This window comes from Rhizobium sp. LCM 4573, from assembly GCF_001854865.1.
In the GTDB taxonomy this organism is placed as follows: Bacteria; Pseudomonadota; Alphaproteobacteria; order Rhizobiales; family Rhizobiaceae; genus Neorhizobium.
Map to the genome: position 1 here is coordinate 433785 of NZ_MDDW01000028.1, position 18812 is coordinate 452596.

An 18812-nucleotide genomic window follows, 5' to 3' on the forward strand; every position below is an offset into this window, starting at 1 on the left:
AGGACTGCTCAGATGAAAAAGCTTCTCTCCGCCTTCACCGCGCTCGTCGCGCTCGGCCTTGTCGCCGGTGCAGCTAACGCCGCCGACCTCGTGCTCTATACCAGCCAGCCGAACGAGGATGCCCAGGCGACCGTCGATGGCTTCAAGGCCGCCAACCCGGATATCGACGTCGAATGGGTTCGCGACGGCACGCCGCAGATCATGGCGAAGCTGAATGCGGAGATCCAGGCCGGCAATCCGATGGCGGACGTTCTGCTGATCGCCGATACCGTCACGCTGGAGCGCATGAAGCAGGCTGGCCAGCTTCTCGCCTACATGTCGCCGGAAGCCGCCAATTTCGACGCGGCGCTCTACGATGCGGATGGCTATTATTACTCCACCAAGCTCATCACCACCGGCATCATGTACAACACCCAGGCCGGCATGAAGCCGACGAGCTGGGCCGATCTCGCCAAGCCGGAAGCCAAGGGCCTGGTTGCCATGCCGAGCCCGCTCGCCTCTGGCGCCGCGCTCATCCACGCCCAGACGCTTGCCGGGGTCGACGGCCTCGGCTGGGACTATTACAAGCAGCTCAAGGATAACGGCGCTGTCGCCGCCGGCGGCAATGGCGGCGTGTTGAAGGCGGTCGCATCGGGCGAGAAGGCCTATGGCGTGGTCGTCGACTACCTGCCGATCCGCGAGAAGGCGAAGGGCGCGCCGGTGGAATTCGTCTTCCCGACGGAGGGGGTCTCGGCCGTCACCGAGCCCGCCGCGATCCTTTCCTCCACCAAGCATGCCGATGCCGCCAAGAAGTTCATCGACTATCTGCTGTCGGAAAACGGCCAGAAGATCGCCGCCAAGCTCGGCTACATCCCGGCGCGCAACGGCATCGACCTGCCGGCCGGCTATCCCGCCCGCGAAAAGATCAAGGTGCTGCCGATCAATGCGGCCGAAGCTCTCAAGGCTTCCGAGGAGGATGTGAAGACCTTTTCGGATATCTTCGGCATCAAGGGCTGATATAGAGAGCGCATGACGCGATCCGGAAATCCGAGAAACAGCCAGCCGCGCTGGCTGTTTCCTTTTGTCGTCACCGTCGTCTTCTTCCTGAGCGTGCTGCCGCTCGGCAGGCTGGCGGCGACCGGGCTTGCTTCGGCCTTTGAAGGCGGGGCTGCGAAGCTGCTATCCGATCCGGCGCTCTGGCGGTCGGTCTACGATACGCTCGCCACGTCCTTTCTCGGGATGATCGCCGCGGTGATCCTGGGCGGCGGTTTCGCGCTCTTGCTGACGCTCTTCGACATTCGCGCCAAGGCGCTGCTCGGCTTCCTCTTCATGCTGCCGATGATGATCCCGCCGCAGGTGACGGCGCTCTCCTGGATCGGCATGACGGGGCCTTCGAGCGCGCTTCTGAAAGCGCTGGGTTTGGCGCCGCCGCTTGGAAGCCCGCAGCCGCTCTATTCGATCGGCGGCATTGCGCTGCTCTTTGGTGTGCAGCATGCACCGCTCGTCTATCTCTCGCTGAGGGCAGGGCTGTTGGCTCTGCCGCGCGATGCGGTGGAGGCGGCACGGCTCTCCGGCGCATCCTCGCGCCGGGTGCTCACCGATATCATTCTGCCGCTGTCGCTGCCGGGGCTTGTGGCCGGCGCGGCGATCGCCTTCGTCTCGGGCGTCGGCAATTTCGGCATTCCGGCGATCCTCGGCATCCCGGCTTCGATCTATACGCTGCCGGTGCTGATCTATTCGAAATTCGCAAGCTTCGGCCCCGGCACTTTCGGCGACGTCTCGCTCATCTCGGCCCTGATCGCGATCATTTCGATCATCGGCCTTTCCGTGGAAAGCCGCGTTCTCAAGGGGAGGGATTATCGCGTCATCGGCCTTTCCGGGCAGGTTGCGGTTTTCCGGCTGGGCGGCTGGCGGGTGTTCGCCGAAGCGCTGCTCTGGCTCGTCATCCTGTTGATCCTGGTGATGCCGCTGACGGCGCTCGTCGCCAGTTCGCTTGCGCCAGCCTATGGCGTGCCGCTGAGCGCCAAGACCGCGACCATCCATGCTTACGAGGAAATCCTCTTCCGCCAGGCGGTGACGCGCACCGCCTTCGCAAATTCCATTTTCCTTTCGGTTACCACGGCCTTCGGCCTCCTGGCGGTGACGGTGCTGACCGGCTATTTCCTCGTGCGGACGAAGAGCAGGCTTGCAGGCCTCATCACCGCGCTGGCGGAAATTCCCTATGCGCTTCCGGGCATCGTGCTGGCAGTCGCCTTCATCCTGCTCTTTGCCGCACCGCTCCCGATCCTCCGCATCTCGATCTACGGCACGATCTGGATCATCCTGATCGCCTATTTCTCGAGTTTCTTCGCCGTCAGCCTGAAGTCGGTGGTCAGCGCCTTTCGCCAGCTCGATCCCTCGCTGGAAGAGGCCGCACGGCTTTCCGGCGCCGGCTTTGGACGAAGGCTTGCGGATATCCTCGTGCCGCTGGTGGCGCCCGCCGCCGGCGCTTCGGTGATCCTCGTCTTCCTGATCGCCTGCAACGAACTGACTGTATCCGCGCTGCTCTGGTCGGCGGGCACCCAGACGCTCGGAGTGGCGATCTACAATCTCGATGACAGCGGCAGTTTCAATCTCGCCTCCGCTCTGTCCGTCCTCGTGGTGGTCATGGTCATTGCCATGATGATCGCGCTGGAACTGATGGCGAAACGACTGCCGAAGGGAGTGGTGCCTTGGCGAAGCTGATCCTCAATCGTGTCTCCAAGGCCTTCGGTTTGGGAAAGCCCGCCGTGAACGACCTGTCGCTGACCGTGCGCGAAGGCGGGTTTCTGGCGCTGCTCGGTCCGTCTGGCTGCGGCAAGACGACGGTGCTGCGGATGATCGCCGGTTTCGAGCAGCCGACCGATGGCTCCATACTGCTCGGCGAGCGGGTGCTCGCGGATGCCGGAGCGATGGTTCCGCCGGAGAGCCGCAACATGGCGATGGTCTTCCAGTCCTATGCGCTCTGGCCGCATATGAGCGTCGCCGACAATGTAGGCTATCCCCTCAAGGTGCGCGGCATTTCCGGTGAGACGCGGCGCAGGAAGATCGGCGAGGCGCTTGCCGCCGTTCGCCTGGAAAGCTTCGGGGACCGCCGGCCGGCCGACCTTTCCGGTGGCCAGCGGCAGCGCGTGGCGCTGGCGCGCTGCCTGGTGACCGAACCGGATGTCGTGCTTCTGGACGAGCCGCTCGCCAATCTCGACCGGCATCTGCGCCAGGAGATGGAGGAGACCTTCCGGGAATTCCACGCCCGCTCGGGTGCGACGATGATCTACGTTACCCATGACCAGGGCGAGGCGATGGCGCTTGCCACCGATGTCGCCGTCATGTCGGAAGGACGGCTGCTGCAGGTCGCTTCGCCGGAGGAGATTTACGCGCGGCCGGAAGGCCGCCTTGTCGGCGGGCTCGTGGGGCAGGGTGCCATCCTATCGCTGCCATCACCAGTCGGGGACAATCGGTTGCTCGATTGGCACGCGCTCCAGCCGCTTCTTGCGAGCATCGATCCGGCTGCGCCGAGAATCGATATCCTCGTGAGGCCGCAGGATATCGCCTTCGCGGGCGGGGGGATCGAGGCACGTGTCGTCTCTGTGCTGTTCGAAGGAGAGCGCTACGCCTTGCGGCTCGTTCTGCCGGATGGGCAGATGCTCCGGGCGTTCAGCCGCGATCCGGTAAAGGCCGGCGATGTCCTGCCGATCGTCATCCGCTCCGCCTGGAGATTGTAGCCAGCTTCGGCCCGCGTGGTTATGGTGCCGTCGAAAACAGGAGGATTCCGCTTCATGTCGCTGCGCCTCGGCACCTTCAATATCGAAAACCTCATGACCCGTTTCGATTTCTCTGGCTGGCGAAACCAGCTCCGGCAGGATCGGGTGCTGAGGCTTTACGACGTGCAGGACAAGGTCGTCTACCAGCAGCTTGAACAGGCGCGGCTGGTTGCCGAAACCGACGATACCCGCCAGCTTTCGGCGCTCGCCATCGCCGAGGCCGATGCCGATATCCTCTGCCTGCAGGAAGTGGACAACATGCCTGCCCTGCAGGCCTTCGAATACGGTTATCTCTACCGCATGATAGGCAACGGCTATCGCCAGAAATACCTCGTGGAAGGCAATGATTCGCGCGGCATAGATGTGGCGGTGCTGATGCGGGAGGAAACGCGGACGGGCGAGAGGATCGAGGTGGTGGACGTGCGAAGCCACGCCATGCTCACCTATCATGACCTCGGTCTCTTCAATGACGAACTGGCRCTGACCAACGACCCCTACGACAAGATCTTCAAGCGCGACTGCCTGGAACTGGAGCTCAAGATCGGCGGCAAGCCTTTCTCGCTTTATGTCGTACACTTCAAATCCATGGGCAATGCCCGCGAGGGAACCGATGGCCGCACCGGAACCATGGCGATCCGCGCCGCGGAGGCGAAGGCGGTCCGCCACATTATCGAGCGCCAGTTCGGCAAGGGGCGCACGGCGGATAAGAACTTTGCCATCTGCGGCGACATGAACGATTACCAGGAAAAGGTGCAGGTGATCGGCACGCGCAGGCTCGGCTACCGCTTCGAGCCGGTGCGGGAGGAGACGAGCGCGCTCGACGTCTTCAGCCATGATGGGTTTGCCGAAAACCCGATGGAGCGCCGCGACGTCATGGACCGATGGACGCTCTATCATGCTCGCGGGCCGGAGGAGCAGCACCTTTGCCAGCTCGATTACATCTGGCTCTCGCCCGCGCTTGCGCGCCGCAACGCGGAGCGCGTCCCGGAAATCATCCGCGGCGGCCAGCCCTACCGCACGGTCTTCCCGCCGGGCCAGGAGGTGGAACATTTCCCCCGCATCGGCTGGGATCGCCCCAAGGCCTCCGATCATTGCCCCGTCGTCATGGAACTGGACCTCGAATGAAAATCGAATTTTCAGAGGATTTCGCCGGCTGGCCGCTGGAAGAGACTATCTTTCCGGTGAGACAGGCGGAGTTGCGAGTACTGCCGGGCGATCACCCGCTTTATCTTCGCGAGCAAGTGGCGATAGCCCGAAACTGGGAGAAGGAAATCGCGGCAAATCCCGCGCTCTTCGACGGGCGCATGGTTCTTCACCGGAAGGTTTCGCTGACCTCCGAAGGATTACGCAGCGAGGGCCACGTCGTTCCCTATTCCGCTTTCCTATGGTGGCGCAAACAGGCGGGCCGGGAAGGCGGCATCCATGTTTTCGGCTATCCCGTTCTCGAAAGCTCGGACGGTGCGCTGATCGCCGCCCGCATGGGAGAGCATACCGCCAATCCGGGGCTTGTCTATTTCGCGTGCGGCTCCATGGAGCCGGAAGACATCGTGGACGGCTATTGCGATGTCGAGGGCAATATGCGGCGGGAGGTGCTGGAGGAGACGGGCCTCGATCTAAGGGATGCCATGACGACGGAGGGATATCACGTCTCCCGATATCGCCGCGCGATCACCCTGTTCAGGCTGTTCCGCTTCGATCTGACGGCGGACGAGATGGTCTCCCGGATAGAGCACCATATCCGCGTGGCGGAAGAGGAGGAAATTGCCGCGGCAGTTGTTATCCGCTCCGCCGATCGCTCTGCCAATCCCTATCACGTCGCCATGCTGCCGGTGCTCGACTGGTATTTCGGTGGGGGCAGCCGATCATGACGCCTTGCACTGGCCGATGTGCTCGGGCAGTTTGGCGCCAAGGGTAAATGAGGAGGTTTGTTTGGCGCGGCGTTACGGCATTTACGACGTCTTCACGGACAAGAGGCTTTCGGGCAATCCGCTTGCCGTGGTTTTCGACGGGGACGGTCTGGATGACCAGACCATGCAGGCGCTTGCCAAGGAAATGAACCTTTCCGAGACGGTATTCGTCCAGAAGGCGGAAAATCCGGCCTATGCGGCAAAACTGCGTATTTTCACGCCTGCCCGCGAGCTTCCCTTCGCAGGCCACCCGACAGTCGGCACGGCGGTCGCCCTTGCCGGGCGCAACCATGTGGCGGCGGCCGGCAATGTGGATATCGTCTGCGTGCTGGAGGAAAATGTCGGACCGGTGCGCTGCGCCGTGCGGCTCAGGGAAGGGGAGGCCGGCTTTGCCGAGTTCGATCTTCCGAAGAAGCCGGTGCGCATCAACCTGCCGCTCGACCGGCAAGGCATTGCCGATGCGCTCAGCGTAAAGCTCGCCGATATCGGTTTCGAGAATCACGTCGCCTCCATCTGGAGCGCCGGCGTGCCCTTCCTCATGGTGCCGCTGCACAATCTTGCCGCCGTGCAGGAAATGGAGTTCGACACGATGCTGTGGGAAAAGGCCGCTCCCTTCGTGGAAGGCGGGCTCGCTTCAGCCTACGTCTATTGCCGCGGCGGCGTGCATCATCAGGCTAAATTCCATGCCCGCATGTTCTCGCCCGATATGGGGATCGCCGAAGACCCCGCAACGGGTGCGGCAGTCGCGGCACTTTCAGGCGCGATCCAGCATTTCGACGCGCTTCCGGAAGGGCATCATCCGGTTCTGGTGGAACAGGGGGTGGAGATGGGCCGGCCCTCTTACATTCACCTGCATATCGATGTGAAGGACGGCGAGATCGCCAGAGCCAGGATCGGCGGCCAGGCGGTGCCATTGGCTGAAGGCACGCTCCATATCTGACCTCATGTGAGACCCGAACTGGAACATGGACGCTGTAAAGCCGCCGGCTTCCAAGCGAAAGCCAGCGGCGGAAATTGAGTGGTTTGYGGCAACCTTACGGCTGCGTATTGCCGCCTGTCGACGGAGTAGCCGGAGCCGGGCTGCCCGCGGGCGGTGTGCCCGGGGTAGAGGGCGCCGGTGATGGTGTCGCAGGCTCACTGGTAGCCGGCGGCGGTGTCGTGGACGACGTGGTTGCCGGGTCCGTGGGCGAGTTGCCCATCTGCGACCATATGAAGGCACCGACCAGGATGACCGCGATCACGGCAATCCAAGCACCCCACATGGAACGACGCGGAGATTCCGGAGTCGTCCGGAGATCTGGCTTGTTGTCATACGGGTCCATAGTCATGTTCACTTCCTCCTTGTCCTCCCACACAATGCTCATTCCGGGAATTTGTTCCACGACGTAAGGATGCCGGAAGGCGGTCGCCGTTCGGATAGGCTCCTGCCGGAGATCGAATGGCTGTCTAACAGGCGGCGGCCGCGTTTGTTCGCGTAGAAGTGTTGGAAAGGAAACGGGCGAGAGAGCGGATCAAGGCCCTCGGGCCGAGACTCAGGACCCGCTGATTAAGAGTCAGCTGCCAGATGGGGACGGATGAAGAGGCGTCAGTCGTATCCCGCAAGAAACGCGGCCGTTTCACTCAGGTTCTTCGCTATCGGCTCTTTTTTGGCAAAGTTCCTGATACACGTCGATCCAGAAGGCTGCCTGATCGAGCGATCCGGTCCGCTCAGCGATCAATGCGCGCGTAAGCGTTTCCGACCCCGCCAGGTCGCCGTAGATGCTGAGAGCGGCGAGAGCCTGATGCACCGTCATGGAACGGGCGACTCCGGTCGTCTCACTGGGTAATTTGCCATCATTACGCATATGGCCTGCTAACACGGCGTCTTCGCATTGTCACATCGTACGCATGTACGAGGACCCTTGCTTGCTCACAATGCAACCGTTACGTTCCGACCATAGAATTGGGGCGCAGGCGATGACGGTAGATGATAGCGAGACCCTCATATACGAAAGGGCGTTTGGGGCAATAAAATCCGCAGCCGATGTCGGGGCGGCGATCGCGGCGCTTCGGGACTGCTATGAGGACGTCGCGCATGTGACCTATCATCATGCACAGACGATTACGCGCGGAACGGCAGTCGACGCGCCCTTCGTCCGCACAACCTATCCGGATAGCTGGGTCGCGCGTTATCTCCTCAAGGGATATGTCTCGATCGATCCGATCGTGCGGGAAGGGCTTCTGCGGCAGCTGCCGTTTGACTGGACCGAGGTTGACGTCGGGCCGGAGTGCTTCGAACTCTTCGCCGATTTTCAGAAGAGCGGCCTCAGCCCGAACGGCTATTCAATCCCGGTGATCGACAAGGTATCCAGGCGTGCCCTGGTATCGTTCAATGCGCATCCGCATGTGACGGACTGGACGGGCTACGTGCAACGCCACCAGCAGGACTGGGCGGAGCTGGCGCACACGCTCCACCGCAAGGCGGTGGTGGAGCTATACGGTGACAAGGATCCCCTCCCGCAGATCAGCCCCCGGGAACTGGAAACGCTTTACTGGATCGGCCAGGGCAAGGAATCCAAGGACATCGCGATCATCCTGGCGATCTCGGAGCACACGGTCCGCACCTACATGCGATCCGTTCGTTTCAAGCTGGATTGCGCCAATCTTTCACAGGCCGTGGCGAAGGCGATGTCCTTGCGGCTGATCAAGGGGTGAGCCTCGTACATATGTACGAGCGCCTATGTGTTAGCGCCTCCGTGCGAATTTCCGATCGTTAAGATTCGAACAATGCTCCCCCTCGCAACAAACAGCGATGGAGAGCAAAATGTTTGTGACGATTCAGGCACATGAATACGCTAAATACGCTGGCATCCTCGATCAGGTATTCTGCCTTCGCAAACGGGTCTTCATCGATGCGCTGGAGTGGAACATCCCCGCATCCGGCGATCAGGAGCGGGATTTTTATGATGAACTCAATCCTGTCTATCTCGTCTGGTGCAGTGACGATCTGAGCCGGCTTTACGGCTGCATGCGGCTGATGCCGACGACCGGGCCCACGCTGCTCTACGATACGTTCCGTGCGACATTTCCGGTCTCGGTGAACCTGGCCGCTCCCGGCATTTGGGAGGGGACGCGGATGTGTATCGACGAGCTGGCGATCGCCGCGGACTATCCCGATGTCGATGCGGGGCGCGCGTTCAGCCTGCTGCTGCTGGCGCTTTGCGAATGCGCGCTCGCACATGGCATACATACGATGGTTTCCAATTACGAGCCGCACCTCAAGCGGGTCTATCGGCGCGCCGGGGTAGAGGTGGACGAATTGGGGCGCTCGGACGGCTATGGCCGGCATCCGGTATGCTGCGGCGCCTTCGAGGTCTCTCACGGCGTTCTTGCGGCCATGCGCGAAGCGTTGAACGTCGACATGCCGCTGTATCGCCGCTCGGTGCCGGATAAGTCACTGTCGTTGCTTTTGGYGGACGCCGCGTAACGCGAGCTGGGAAATGAGTCGGGATTTTAGTGTTATGAGCATAAGCAATGATAACGATATCGGCGCCAGCATCGCGTTGGATGTTCAATCCGTTCTGAAAAAATCACGTGCAGCGCGCTATGATATGGTGACTTATTTCTGCGGGTTGATCCTGCAGGAGCTGACGCTCATCAAGATTGAACGCCTCGAAAAGAAAGAGGATGGAGCCGCGTAGATTTCACTTTGCGGCTGCTTTGACGATCTCCGGCAGCCTTCTCAGGCAGGAGGCTGTTCAGGCCAGCACCGGATCGGCCGCACCCAAAGGGGCGAGGGTGCCGCTTCCAATCTGTTGGAAGCGCGCTTGTAAAGCTGGCGATAACCTATTGAAATGATGGTGGGTGATGTAGGGCTCGAACCTACGACCCGCTGATTAAGAGTCAGCTGCTCTACCAACTGAGCTAATCACCCAAGATCCATCGTCGGCGGCTTAGGTCGCGCCGGCGGTGTGAGGGGGCGTATAAAGTGGAACGATCGGCTTGTCTAGCGCCATTGCGAAAATTTCGTGAAATTTTCGGGAGGCTTCATTCAGCGCCCACAATCCTCGTCCGCCGCGCCTCCAGGGTGCGGAAGACGAGGGCGAGCVCAAAGCCGATGACGGCAGTGCAGGCGACGAAGAAGGGGGCTGCCGCCCATCCATGGGCGGCCACGATAGAGCCGACCAGGAGCGGCCCGGCGCATTGCCCGATATTGGAACCCTGCATCACGAAGCCGCTCATGGTCCCCACGAGATCCGGGCGCGGCGAGTAGACCGGAAGCGCCCCCATCAAGGTCGCGGGAAGGAGTCCGCCCGAGACGGCATAAACGACGGCGGCGCCATATCGCAGGCTCAAAGGCAGCCCACCGCTGAAGACGGCGAAGGCCATCAGCGTGAGAATTACGCAAGGGCCGGCGATCAGCAGCCAGCGGGCAATGCCTAGCCTGGCGAGAAAACCGCCGAGCACATTGCCGCCCGCATTGGCGAGAACGGCAAGCGCCGTCATCACCGAGGCGAGTGTCAGCGCCAGCCCCATATCCTCGATCAGCATGGTCGGCAGGAAGCCGAAGACGGACATGAAGCTCGAACTGTAGGTGGCGAAGATGCCGGCCAGCAGCCAGGAGGCCGGTTGGCCCGCGGTGAGGCGCAAGCCCGCTGCCAGCGAAGCGGACGAGGTTGTGGGCGTTGCGCGCATCGACGAACCGGTTGCCATGAGCGCCGCCAGCGGTACGAGGCAGGCAAGCGTGGCGGCAATCCACGAGCCGCGCCAGCCGAAGGCGGGAAGGATGAGCGGCGAAGCGAGCATCATGACGGCGACGCCCATCGGCAGCCACACGCCCCATATCGCGAAGGCGACGGCCCGGTCCGAAGGCGCCGTGATCGAGGCGATCAGGCCGGGTGCCGCCACCACCGTCATGATGAGCCCGACGCTTTCGACGGCACGGCTTGCGAAGATCACGGCCTCGGAGGAGGTGAGGGCGCCGGCAAGGCTGCCCGCCGCCAGAAGGAGGAGACCGAGAATCATCGAGCGGCGATGGTTGAGCTGGTCCGTGAGGCGGCCGATAAGGAGCCCGCAGACGGCGCCGATGGCGCTCACCAGGCCCATCAGCCAACCGGCCGCGGCCAGATCCATGCCGAGCTCCGCGCGCAGCAAGGGAAGCGCCGGCGGCACCTTACCGATATGCAAGGCTGCCGCGATACCGGAAAGAACGGCGATCGCCACCTGTCCCCAGCGTGTCATGACGGCATGCCCTCCCAAGCCTTGCTCCTCAGCCGAGGCATATCACCGGAAGGTGAGTCGCGGCATAAGTTCGTAAGTCCCGGCCATAAATTCTCCGGCGGCTTTGGGCGGTCATGCGGACGACTTATTTGCCTGTTTTCAACGGCGACGCTATTTGATGACTGCCGCTTTCGACTCGCAATCCGGGAAAATCATCCGTGCCCATTCCAGAAAAAGACTATGCCGCCTTCCTGTTCGACATGGACGGCACGATCCTCAATTCGCTTGCCGCGGCCGAACGCGTCTGGGGCCGATGGGCGGCGGCGAACGGTCTGGACGTGGAAAAATTTCTGCCGACCATGCATGGCAAACGCGGGATCGACACCATAACGGCACTCAACTTGCCGGGGATCGATCCGCAGGCGGAAGCGGACGTCATCCTTCGCGGAGAGATCGAGGACGTCGAGGGCGTCGTGCCGATCCCCGGCGCCGTCGAATTCCTGGCTGCCCTGCCGCCGGAAAAATGGGCGATCGTCACCTCTTCGCCGATCGAGCTCGCCAGGAAGCGGCTCGCGGCAGCCGGTATTCCGGAGCCGCGTTTCATGGTGACGGCCGAGGATGTGACGGCCGGCAAGCCCAATCCGCAATGCTACATCCTGGGCGCCGAGCGCCTGGGCATCGACCCGGCGCAGGCACTGGTCTTCGAAGATGTGCTGGCGGGTGTAGAGGCCGGCGAGGCCGCCGGCGCCGATGTTATGGTCATCACGGCGACGCACGCCCACCCGTTCGAAACCGCTCACCCGAAGCTCATGGACTATCGGGCGGTGGTGCCGCACATTTCCGAAAACGGCCGGCTTTCCGTGAGGCCCAAGACCTGAGAGCGGCTCATGTGGCCTGCCGCGCGCTGCGCATGATGCCGACGGTTGCAAGCCACAGCACCACGCCGAGTGCAAGCAGGCAGGCGGCGATCAGATATTGGAACGGATCGCGCCCCGTCCAGGGACCGGCCAGGAAGGCGCAGGAAATGGCGCCCAGCACCGGCAGTATGGTCGGCGTGCGGAAGTGTTGATGTTCGACCTTGTCCTTGCGAAGGACGAGCACCGCTACGTTCACCACCGTGAAGACGCAGAGCAGCAGCAGCGCCGTCGTGCCGCCGAGCGCGGGAACGCTGCCCGCGAAGGTGATCAGCGCGAAGGCGAGCGCGGTGGTGAAGAGGATCGCCACGAAGGGCGTGCGGCGGGTCGGATGGACCTTGCCGAGGGAGGCGGGCAATACCGCTTCGCGGCTCATGCCGTAGATCAGCCGGCTCGCCATCATCATGTTGATGAGCGCCGAGTTCGCGACCGCGAACATGGTGATGATGCCAAAAATGCCGAGCGGGAAGGCGGGTGCCCCGGCCTGGACGACTTTCAGCAGCGGTGTGTCGCCTTCACCGAGCTCAGCTGCGGGAACGAGTGCAATGGCGGAGATCGATACCAGCACGTAGATCAGGCCGGTGATGACGAGGCCTGTGAGCAGGACCTTCGGGAACATGCGGCTCGGCTCCTTGCATTCCTCCGCCATGTTGACGGAATCCTCGAAGCCCACCATGGCGAAGAAGGCGAGCGTCGTCGCCCCGATCACCGACCAGAAGACGCCGCGGTCGCCGGCGGGCTGAAAATCCCAGGCCCGCGAAATATCGCCCTGGCCAGCCGAAATGGCCCACAGGCCGATGGCGATGATGATCAGGAGGCCGGTAAGCTCGACGACCGTGAGCAGCACATTGGTCATGACGCTTTCAGTCACGCCCCGGAAATTGATGATCCCCACCAGCGCTATGAAGCAGAGCGCGATGAAGGTGACCCCGTAGGCGCCGAAATCGAAGCCGAAGGCGGAAGAGAAGTTTGCGGCAAACGCGCGGGATGCGGTTGACGCCGACGTGATGCCGGATGACATGACCGCAAAAGCGACCAGAAAGGTCAGGAAATGGATGCCGAACGCCTTGTGGGTGTAAAGGGCGGCGCCGGCGGCACGGGGATATTTCGTCACCAGCTCCAGGTAGCTGAAGGCGGTGAGCAGGGCCACGACGAAGGCGACCACGAAAGGCAGCCAGACCACGCCGCCCACCTGCGCCGCCACCTGGCCGGTTAGCGCGTAGATGCCCGTGCCGAGGATATCTCCGACGATGAACAGGAGGAGCAGGCCCGGTCCCATGACCCGCTTCAATTCGGTGCGTTCTTCCCCCACTTTCGCCGTGTGCTTCATGCCATCCTCCCGAAATGCGGTGTGCAAAGGCTTCAAGGAAAGAACTAGCGCTGCCGGACGGGAAGAAAAGTGCGAGCGAAAAACCTTGCACTTAATGCAATATTGCAATAAGTATAGCTACGCAGGTTGGGAGAAATCGCGACGGTGGGCCGAATTCCTGCCTTGGAATCGCCACGTCCCCGGAGCGATGTTCGCCCGCCACTTGGATTCGTATTCATTCGCCGGGGACACAGCGATGACGGCCGATCTCGCACTATCCGATTTCCTGCATTTCTTCCGGTCCTGGGTCAGCCATCCGCTTCGGGTGGCGGCGGTGACGCCGTCGGGCAATCCACTTGCCCGCCTGATGACGCAGGAGATCGCTCCGATCGACGGACCGATCATCGAGCTTGGTCCGGGAACAGGCGTTTTCACGCGCGCGCTTCTTTCGCGCGGCGTCAGCGAAGCCGATTTGACTCTGGTGGAATTCGGCCCGGAATTCATCGAAGGCCTGCGCTCGCGCTTTCCCCAGGCGCATGTCCTGCAGATGGATGCGGCGCGGCTCGGCAAGGCAGGCGTCTTCGAGGGGCAGCCGGTCGGCGCGGTGGTCAGCGGCCTGCCGCTCCTGTCCATGTCGCCGCGCAAGGTCACGGCCATTCTCGCGGGCTCCTTCGCCTATATGCGTCCGGGCGGCTCCTTTTACCAGTTCACCTATGGCCCGCGTTGCCCCGTGCCGCGGCCGATCCTCGATCGCCTGGGGCTGAAGGCCACCCATATCGGCGGCACGATGCGCAATCTTCCGCCCGCGGCGGTCTATCGGATTTCCCGGCGCAAGCCTCTCGAACTCTCGCGGAACGGTTCCAAACCGGATGGCTGAGAAGAAACCGAAGGAAGCGGCGGAGGGCCGGCGTGAGCGCAAGCGCCGCCAGACGCGGGATCGCATCCAGCAGGCGGCGATGACGCTCTTTCTCGAAAGGGGGTTCGAGGAAACGACGGTCGAGGACATTGCGGAAGCCGCCGATGTCTCCAAGCGCAGCTTCTTCGATTATTTTCCCTCGAAGGAAGATGTGGTCTTCGCCTGGCAGGACACCTTCGCGCAGCATCTCATGAACGCGATCGCCACGCGTCCGAGCGATGAGGCTGCGGTAAGTGCCGTCAGGCACGCCCTGATCGAGACGGTCGTCATCGCAGCCGATCAGCGCGCCCTTGCGATCGGGGACCTCGTCAACAGGACGCCGGCCCTCAAGGCGCGTGACCAGCTCAAATACGCCAAGCTGGAACAGAAGCTTGCCGAGGCGCTGGAGGCCCGCAGCCGTTCGCAGGAGGAGCGGCGGCGCATGCGCATGCTGGCCGCCGTCGTGATAGGCATGCTGCGTGTCGGCGCCGAGCGCTGGAAGGAGGAGCCGAAGGGCGCCTCCTTCGAAGCCTTTGCCCGTTCGCTTTTCGCCGATCTCTGGACGATGCTCGGAGAATTGGGAGAAGAGGCTCGGGCCTCGACCGATTGAACGCTAAATCAGACCGGCCGTCGCAAACGCCACAACGAGATAGCGCGCCAGCTTGCCGATGAAGACAAGCAAGAGGAAGCTCCAGAGCGGCTCCTTGAGGACGCCGGCGATCACCGTCAGTGCATCGCCGCCGACCGGCAGCCATGCAAGCAGCAGGGACCATTTGCCATATTTGCGGTACCAGCGTTCCGCGCGCTCGAGTTGCCGCGGGTTCGCGGGAAACCAGCGTCTTTCGCGAAAACGCTCGATGCCGCGCCCGAGCAGCCAGTTGACGGCCGCGCCGAGCGTATTGCCGATCGAGGCGACGGCGATGAGAGCCGGCACGGAATAATTTCCGCTCAGCAGCAGGCCGACCAGAATAGCCTCCGATTGCATCGGAAAGATCGTGGCGGCGATGAAGGCTGCGGCAAACAGGCCCGCATAGGCGGCGAGATCGATCATCGGCTCTGACGGCTCTCAAGGAAAAGGGCGGATGAAGCATCCGCCCTTCGAAAGTATCGGTGAGGAGGCAGGATTCACGCCTGGCTCGGACGCTCGCCGTCTTCGATCGCCGGCTGGCCCGCGCTCTCCGCTGCCGCCTTGGCCCGGCGCGTGCGCCAGTCGCCCAGGAAGAGCAGGATCGGAGCGGCGATGAAGACCGACGAGGACGCCGCCACCACGATGCCGAAGACCATGGGAATGGCGAAGCTTTCCACCGCGCTTCCGCCCCAGATCGCCATGGGCAGCATGGCGAGGAAGGCCGTGACGGAGGTGTAGAGGCTTCGTGCCAGCGTTTCGTTGATCGAGCGGTCGATCAGCTCTCGCAGCGGCATCTTCTTGTAGAGCCGCATGTTTTCGCGCATGCGGTCGTAGACGACGACCTTGTCGTTGACCGAGTAGCCGACCAGCGTCAAGAGGGCCGCGATGGCCGTCAGGTTGAAGTCGAGGCCGGTCAGTGCGAAGAAGCCGATCGTCTTCGTCACGTCGAGAATGAGCGTAACGATCGCGCCGACGGCGAAGGGCCATTCGAACCGAGCCCAGATGTAGATGAGCATGGCAATCGAGGCGAGCACGACCGAGAGAATGCCCGCGGTGGCAAGCTCGCCGCTGACCTTCGGGCCGACCACTTCGGTCCGTTCGACCTTGGCTGTCGGATCGATCTTCACGACTTCCGCCTTCAGGTGCTCGACGGCTGCCGTCTGTGCTTCCTCGCCGCCGGGCTGGCGTTCGACGCGCACCAGAAGACGGTTGTGGCCGCCGAATTCCTGCAGCGCCACTTCTCCGAGACCGAGTTCGTTCAGGCCGGAGCGGAAGGCCGAGAGATCGGCTTCGTTCTGGGTGACGACCTCCATCTGGATGCCGCCGCGGAAATCGACGCCGTAATTGAGGCCGGGCGTGATGAAGAGGATGATCGAGGCGACCGACAGGAACAGCGAGACGCCGAGACCGACGAAGCGGCCTTTCATGAAGTTGATCTGAGTGCCGTCCGGGATCAGGTTGATCGGCAGAAGCGGCTTGATGTCGATCTTCTTCAGCTTGTAGCGGCCGGCGATGAAGACCATCACGACACGGACGATCGAAACGGCGGTGAACATCGAGATCGCGATGCCGAGGCCCATGGTCACGGCGAAGCCGCGCACCGGCCCGGAACCGAACCAGAAGAGCAGGACCGTGGCGATGAGCGCTGTCACGTTACTGTCGACGATTGTCGAATAGGCGCGCTTGAAGCCTGCGTCGATCGCCGCGAATGTGCTGCGGCCCTTCCTGGTCTCTTCCTTGATGCGCTCGTTGATGAGGACGTTGGCGTCCACGGCCAGGCCGATGCCGAGCACGATACCGGCAATGCCGGGCAGGGTGAGTGTCGCCCCGATCAGCGTCAGGCCGGCAAAGGTCAGGATGATGTTGATGAAGAGCGCGATGTTGGCGAGGATGCCCCAGGTCCCGTACAGGAAGAACATGAAGCCGACCACCAGCAGGAAGCCGATGAAGCCGGTGAAGATGCCCATTTCGATGGCGTCCGAGCCGAGGTCGGCGCCAACGGTGCGCTCTTCGATGACGGTCAGCTTGGCCGGCAGCGCGCCGGCGCGCAGCAGCGCGGAAAGCGTATTGGCTTCCTCGACGGTGAAGCCGCCGGAGATCTGGCCGGAGCCGCCGGTGATCGGGGTGCGGATGACCGGCGCGCTCAGCACCTTGTTGTCGAGCACGATCGCAAACGGCCGGCCGACATTCTGCTGGGTGATCTGGGCGAAGCGGTTGGCGCCCGCGGTATCGAATCGGAAGTTGACGACCGGTTCGTTGGTCTGGGGATCGAAGGCGGCGCGAGCGTCCGTCAGGCGGTCGCCGGAAAGCTCGACGCGATCGAGAACCGGATACTGGTTGCCGCGCTCGTCCGAGAGCATGGTCACGCCCGGTTCGCCCTGGTTGCCGAGCAGGTGGAAGCTCATCTTCGCCGTGGAGCCGAGAAGCTGGCGAAGACGGGAAGGATCCTGCTCGCCCGGAAGCTGGACGAGCACGCGGTCGGAGCCGACGCGCTGGATGGTCGGTTCGGCAACGCCCACCTGGTCGACGCGCTGGCGGATGATCTCGAGGCTCTGCTCGACCGCCGCGCTGCCATGGGCGGTGATGCCGGCTTCGGTATAGCCGAGCGTTATGGTGTTGTTGTTCGGCGTGCGGATGTCGAGGTCCGACTGGCCCATGCCCGCGCCGAAACCGATCGGATTGCCAAGGGTTTGGAGCTGGGTGACGGCTGCGCTGCGCTGCGAGGGATCGCGGAGCGCGATGGTAATGGTGTCGCCGTTGCGGCGGACGCTGGCCGGATCGATGCCGTTGTCTCTCAGGACGCGTCGGCTGTCCTGCAAGAGGTTCTGGAGCCGTTCGTTGACGAGGTCGGTGCGGTCGACTTCGAGCACGAGGTGCGAACCGCCGCGCAGGTCGAGGCCGAGCGAGACGCGGCTGTGCGGCAGCCAGCTCGGGATGCGGTCGAGCACGGAATTGGGAAGCGCGTTCGGTAGCGCGATCAATACACCGATCAGGATGATGAAGGCATAGGTCGCCACCAACCAGGGGGAATTTCTCATGGGTTTGTTCCTGCTGGGCCCTGCGGCACGACCTGGCGGCGGCAAGGGCGAAATTCTTGAATGATTTCAAACGCCGGAGCGTTCAAGCGTCAGGCGCGAGCAGGGGGTGCCCTGGGCTGGAAGGCGCGGCCGGCGGCCGGCAATGCCGCCGCGGCGGGACGAGGCAAGGCGAGCGCGGAGCCGCCCGAACGGAATGCCGTCTCGACGGCGCGTGCTTCGAGAGCTCCGTCGTGCCCGGTCCAATGGGGGCCGCCGCCATCCTTCCGGTCGGCGGAAAGCACGGCGCGCAATGGTTCGCGCTTGGTAAGATGCGGGATCTCGGAATTGCCCTCGGCGGCGAGCACGCCGCCCGGAACGCGGACTTCCTTGACGACGCCGGAGATCAGCCCGAAGAAGGCGGCGATCAGCATCGCGGCGGCGAGCACCGGCCATCGCAGCGGGAGGCTTTCCCGCGTTTTATCGATTTTCGTCCGCGATCTGAGCGGAACTCGCATCATCCGCTTCCTAAACTCCGGAGTGTTCCATTTTCCGGTTCTCGCCCGGAACGAATGCCGCCTTCTACTGGACGGGGTCCCGGCGGTCAATTGTCGTAAGACTTTAGCAACCGATTGCGGCTGCCTCTTGGCGCCGCAGCGTTACCGGTGGATGGGGTCCTTCCACAGCACCTCTTCGGGCTTTTCCACCGGCTCGATATCGAGATTGACGACCACCGGCTCCTGGCCGGAGCGTACCAGCACGCATTCCAGCGTCTCGTCGCGGCTTGCGTTGATCTCCTGGTGCGGCACGTAGGGCGGTACGTAGATGAAATCGCCGGGACCGGCTTCCGCCACATATTCCAGGTTATCGCCCCAGCGCATGCGTGCCTTGCCCTTCACCACGTAGATGATGCTTTCGAGATCGCCGTGATGATGGGCGCCAGTCTTGGCGTTGGCGTGGATCGTGACCGTTCCCGCCCAGATCTTTTCCGCTCCCGCTCGCGCATGATTGATCGCGGTCGCGCGGTTCATGCCGGGCGTCTGCGCGGTGTTCGGATCGAGCGAATCGCCGGGAATGACTTTCACGCCATGTTCGCGCCAATCGATCTCGCCGGGAGAATGGTCATGGTCGTCGTGATCGCTCATCGTCATGCTTCCCGTTCATCGCTTGGCTGCAGCGACATGTTCA

19 protein-coding genes and 1 tRNA gene are annotated in these 18812 nt (G+C 62.9%); 12 read left to right on the forward strand and 8 right to left on the reverse strand.

What is annotated here, in order from left to right; genetic code table 11:
• Nucleotides 1–12 precede the first annotated feature (12 nt).
• The 6 genes from LCM4573_RS24095 to LCM4573_RS24120 all read left to right on the forward strand — a co-directional run bounded on the left by LCM4573_RS24095 (nucleotide 13) and on the right by LCM4573_RS24120 (nucleotide 6605).
• Nucleotides 13–996 carry an ABC transporter substrate-binding protein gene (locus tag LCM4573_RS24095; protein WP_071009049.1) on the forward strand — a complete coding sequence of 328 codons (984 nt, stop codon included), beginning with the start codon at nucleotides 13–15 and terminating at the stop codon, nucleotides 994–996.
• A gap of 12 nt (nucleotides 997–1008) precedes the next feature.
• Nucleotides 1009–2703: an iron ABC transporter permease gene (locus LCM4573_RS24100; RefSeq protein WP_071009050.1), complete on the forward strand. Its 1695-nt coding sequence runs from the start codon at nucleotides 1009–1011 to the stop codon at nucleotides 2701–2703.
• On the forward strand, nucleotides 2691–3719 hold the full coding sequence (locus LCM4573_RS24105) for an ABC transporter ATP-binding protein (protein ID WP_071009052.1): 1029 nt from the start codon (nucleotides 2691–2693) through the stop codon (nucleotides 3717–3719). The genes LCM4573_RS24100 and LCM4573_RS24105 overlap by 13 nt, the downstream gene beginning before the upstream one ends.
• A gap of 54 nt (nucleotides 3720–3773) precedes the next feature.
• Nucleotides 3774–4883 (forward strand): endonuclease/exonuclease/phosphatase family protein, encoded by a 1110-nt coding sequence (locus LCM4573_RS24110; RefSeq protein WP_071009054.1) that lies wholly within the window; start codon nucleotides 3774–3776, stop codon nucleotides 4881–4883.
• Nucleotides 4880–5626, forward strand: a complete 747-nt coding sequence (locus LCM4573_RS24115; protein ID WP_071009056.1) for a DNA mismatch repair protein MutT — start codon at nucleotides 4880–4882, stop codon at nucleotides 5624–5626. The genes LCM4573_RS24110 and LCM4573_RS24115 overlap by 4 nt, the downstream gene beginning before the upstream one ends.
• Nucleotides 5627–5687: 61 nt before the next feature.
• Nucleotides 5688–6605: a PhzF family phenazine biosynthesis protein gene (locus LCM4573_RS24120; RefSeq protein ID WP_071009057.1), complete on the forward strand. Its 918-nt coding sequence runs from the start codon at nucleotides 5688–5690 to the stop codon at nucleotides 6603–6605.
• A gap of 676 nt (nucleotides 6606–7281) precedes the next feature.
• Here the strand turns inward: LCM4573_RS24120 and LCM4573_RS28385 are convergent.
• On the reverse strand, nucleotides 7282–7458 hold the full coding sequence (locus LCM4573_RS28385; protein WP_198539777.1) for a hypothetical protein: 177 nt from the start codon (nucleotides 7456–7458) through the stop codon (nucleotides 7282–7284).
• Between the two features lie 163 nt (nucleotides 7459–7621).
• Between LCM4573_RS28385 and LCM4573_RS24130 the strand changes: the two genes are divergently transcribed.
• From LCM4573_RS24130 to LCM4573_RS24140, 3 genes are all read left to right on the forward strand, one after another.
• Entirely contained in the window at nucleotides 7622–8359 is a 738-nt protein-coding gene (locus tag LCM4573_RS24130; protein ID WP_071009061.1) for a LuxR family transcriptional regulator, read from the forward strand.
• Between the two features lie 109 nt (nucleotides 8360–8468).
• Nucleotides 8469–9131, forward strand: coding sequence for an acyl-homoserine-lactone synthase (locus LCM4573_RS24135; protein WP_071009063.1), 663 nt, complete (start codon nucleotides 8469–8471; stop codon nucleotides 9129–9131).
• Between the two features lie 34 nt (nucleotides 9132–9165).
• Nucleotides 9166–9345 (forward strand): hypothetical protein, encoded by a 180-nt coding sequence (locus tag LCM4573_RS24140; protein ID WP_071009065.1) that lies wholly within the window; start codon nucleotides 9166–9168, stop codon nucleotides 9343–9345.
• Between the two features lie 157 nt (nucleotides 9346–9502).
• Here LCM4573_RS24140 and LCM4573_RS24145 read toward each other — a convergent pair.
• Together LCM4573_RS24145 and LCM4573_RS24150 are read right to left on the reverse strand one after the other, a co-directional pair.
• Nucleotides 9503–9578 (reverse strand) — tRNA-Lys (locus tag LCM4573_RS24145).
• Between the two features lie 113 nt (nucleotides 9579–9691).
• Complete coding sequence (locus LCM4573_RS24150) at nucleotides 9692–10885, reverse strand: CynX/NimT family MFS transporter (RefSeq protein WP_071009067.1); 1194 nt, start codon at nucleotides 10883–10885, stop codon at nucleotides 9692–9694.
• A 197-nt stretch (nucleotides 10886–11082) separates the two neighbouring features.
• Here LCM4573_RS24150 and LCM4573_RS24155 point away from each other — a divergent pair, with 197 nt between their 5' ends.
• Entirely contained in the window at nucleotides 11083–11742 is a 660-nt protein-coding gene (locus tag LCM4573_RS24155; RefSeq protein WP_071009069.1) for an HAD-IA family hydrolase, read from the forward strand.
• 7 nt (nucleotides 11743–11749) lie between these two features.
• On the opposite strand, the gene LCM4573_RS24160 is transcribed toward LCM4573_RS24155, so the two are convergent.
• Nucleotides 11750–13108: an APC family permease gene (locus LCM4573_RS24160; protein ID WP_071009071.1), complete on the reverse strand. Its 1359-nt coding sequence runs from the start codon at nucleotides 13106–13108 to the stop codon at nucleotides 11750–11752.
• Between the two features lie 235 nt (nucleotides 13109–13343).
• On the opposite strand from LCM4573_RS24160, the gene LCM4573_RS24165 reads away from it, so the two are divergent.
• Nucleotides 13344–13964 (forward strand): class I SAM-dependent methyltransferase, encoded by a 621-nt coding sequence (locus LCM4573_RS24165; RefSeq protein ID WP_071009229.1) that lies wholly within the window; start codon nucleotides 13344–13346, stop codon nucleotides 13962–13964.
• Nucleotides 13957–14592, forward strand: a complete 636-nt coding sequence (locus LCM4573_RS24170) for a TetR family transcriptional regulator (RefSeq protein WP_071009073.1) — start codon at nucleotides 13957–13959, stop codon at nucleotides 14590–14592. The genes LCM4573_RS24165 and LCM4573_RS24170 overlap by 8 nt, the downstream gene beginning before the upstream one ends.
• Nucleotides 14593–14595: 3 nt before the next feature.
• On the opposite strand, the gene LCM4573_RS24175 is transcribed toward LCM4573_RS24170, so the two are convergent.
• The 4 genes from LCM4573_RS24175 to LCM4573_RS24190 form a co-directional block, all read right to left on the reverse strand.
• On the reverse strand, nucleotides 14596–15033 hold the full coding sequence (locus LCM4573_RS24175) for a YqaA family protein (protein ID WP_071009075.1): 438 nt from the start codon (nucleotides 15031–15033) through the stop codon (nucleotides 14596–14598).
• Between the two features lie 74 nt (nucleotides 15034–15107).
• On the reverse strand, nucleotides 15108–17648 hold the full coding sequence (gene secD, locus LCM4573_RS24180; protein ID WP_071009076.1) for a protein translocase subunit SecD: 2541 nt from the start codon (nucleotides 17646–17648) through the stop codon (nucleotides 15108–15110).
• A gap of 89 nt (nucleotides 17649–17737) precedes the next feature.
• Nucleotides 17738–18145, reverse strand: a complete 408-nt coding sequence (locus tag LCM4573_RS24185) for a hypothetical protein (RefSeq protein ID WP_071009078.1) — start codon at nucleotides 18143–18145, stop codon at nucleotides 17738–17740.
• A gap of 138 nt (nucleotides 18146–18283) precedes the next feature.
• Nucleotides 18284–18769: a cupin domain-containing protein gene (locus tag LCM4573_RS24190; RefSeq protein WP_071009080.1), complete on the reverse strand. Its 486-nt coding sequence runs from the start codon at nucleotides 18767–18769 to the stop codon at nucleotides 18284–18286.
• Nucleotides 18770–18812 lie beyond the last annotated feature (43 nt).

What these genes read in the sequence shown, in the direction of transcription:
- LCM4573_RS24175 (WP_071009075.1), bottom strand. Translation starts at nt 15,033, where the DNA reads ATGATCGATCTCGCCGCCTATGCGGGCCTGTTTGCCGCAGCCTTCATC.
- LCM4573_RS24115 (WP_071009056.1), top strand. Translation starts at nt 4,880, where the DNA reads ATGAAAATCGAATTTTCAGAGGATTTCGCCGGCTGGCCGCTGGAAGAG.
- LCM4573_RS24190 (WP_071009080.1), bottom strand. Translation starts at nt 18,769, where the DNA reads ATGAGCGATCACGACGACCATGACCATTCTCCCGGCGAGATCGATTGG.
- LCM4573_RS24160 (WP_071009071.1), bottom strand. Translation starts at nt 13,108, where the DNA reads ATGAAGCACACGGCGAAAGTGGGGGAAGAACGCACCGAATTGAAGCGG.
- secD (WP_071009076.1), bottom strand. Translation starts at nt 17,648, where the DNA reads ATGAGAAATTCCCCCTGGTTGGTGGCGACCTATGCCTTCATCATCCTG.
- LCM4573_RS24100 (WP_071009050.1), top strand. Translation starts at nt 1,009, where the DNA reads ATGACGCGATCCGGAAATCCGAGAAACAGCCAGCCGCGCTGGCTGTTT.
- LCM4573_RS24095 (WP_071009049.1), top strand. Translation starts at nt 13, where the DNA reads ATGAAAAAGCTTCTCTCCGCCTTCACCGCGCTCGTCGCGCTCGGCCTT.
- LCM4573_RS24165 (WP_071009229.1), top strand. Translation starts at nt 13,344, where the DNA reads ATGACGGCCGATCTCGCACTATCCGATTTCCTGCATTTCTTCCGGTCC.
- LCM4573_RS24185 (WP_071009078.1), bottom strand. Translation starts at nt 18,145, where the DNA reads ATGATGCGAGTTCCGCTCAGATCGCGGACGAAAATCGATAAAACGCGG.
- LCM4573_RS28385 (WP_198539777.1), bottom strand. Translation starts at nt 7,458, where the DNA reads ATGACGGTGCATCAGGCTCTCGCCGCTCTCAGCATCTACGGCGACCTG.
- LCM4573_RS24140 (WP_071009065.1), top strand. Translation starts at nt 9,166, where the DNA reads ATGAGCATAAGCAATGATAACGATATCGGCGCCAGCATCGCGTTGGAT.
- LCM4573_RS24170 (WP_071009073.1), top strand. Translation starts at nt 13,957, where the DNA reads ATGGCTGAGAAGAAACCGAAGGAAGCGGCGGAGGGCCGGCGTGAGCGC.
- LCM4573_RS24130 (WP_071009061.1), top strand. Translation starts at nt 7,622, where the DNA reads ATGACGGTAGATGATAGCGAGACCCTCATATACGAAAGGGCGTTTGGG.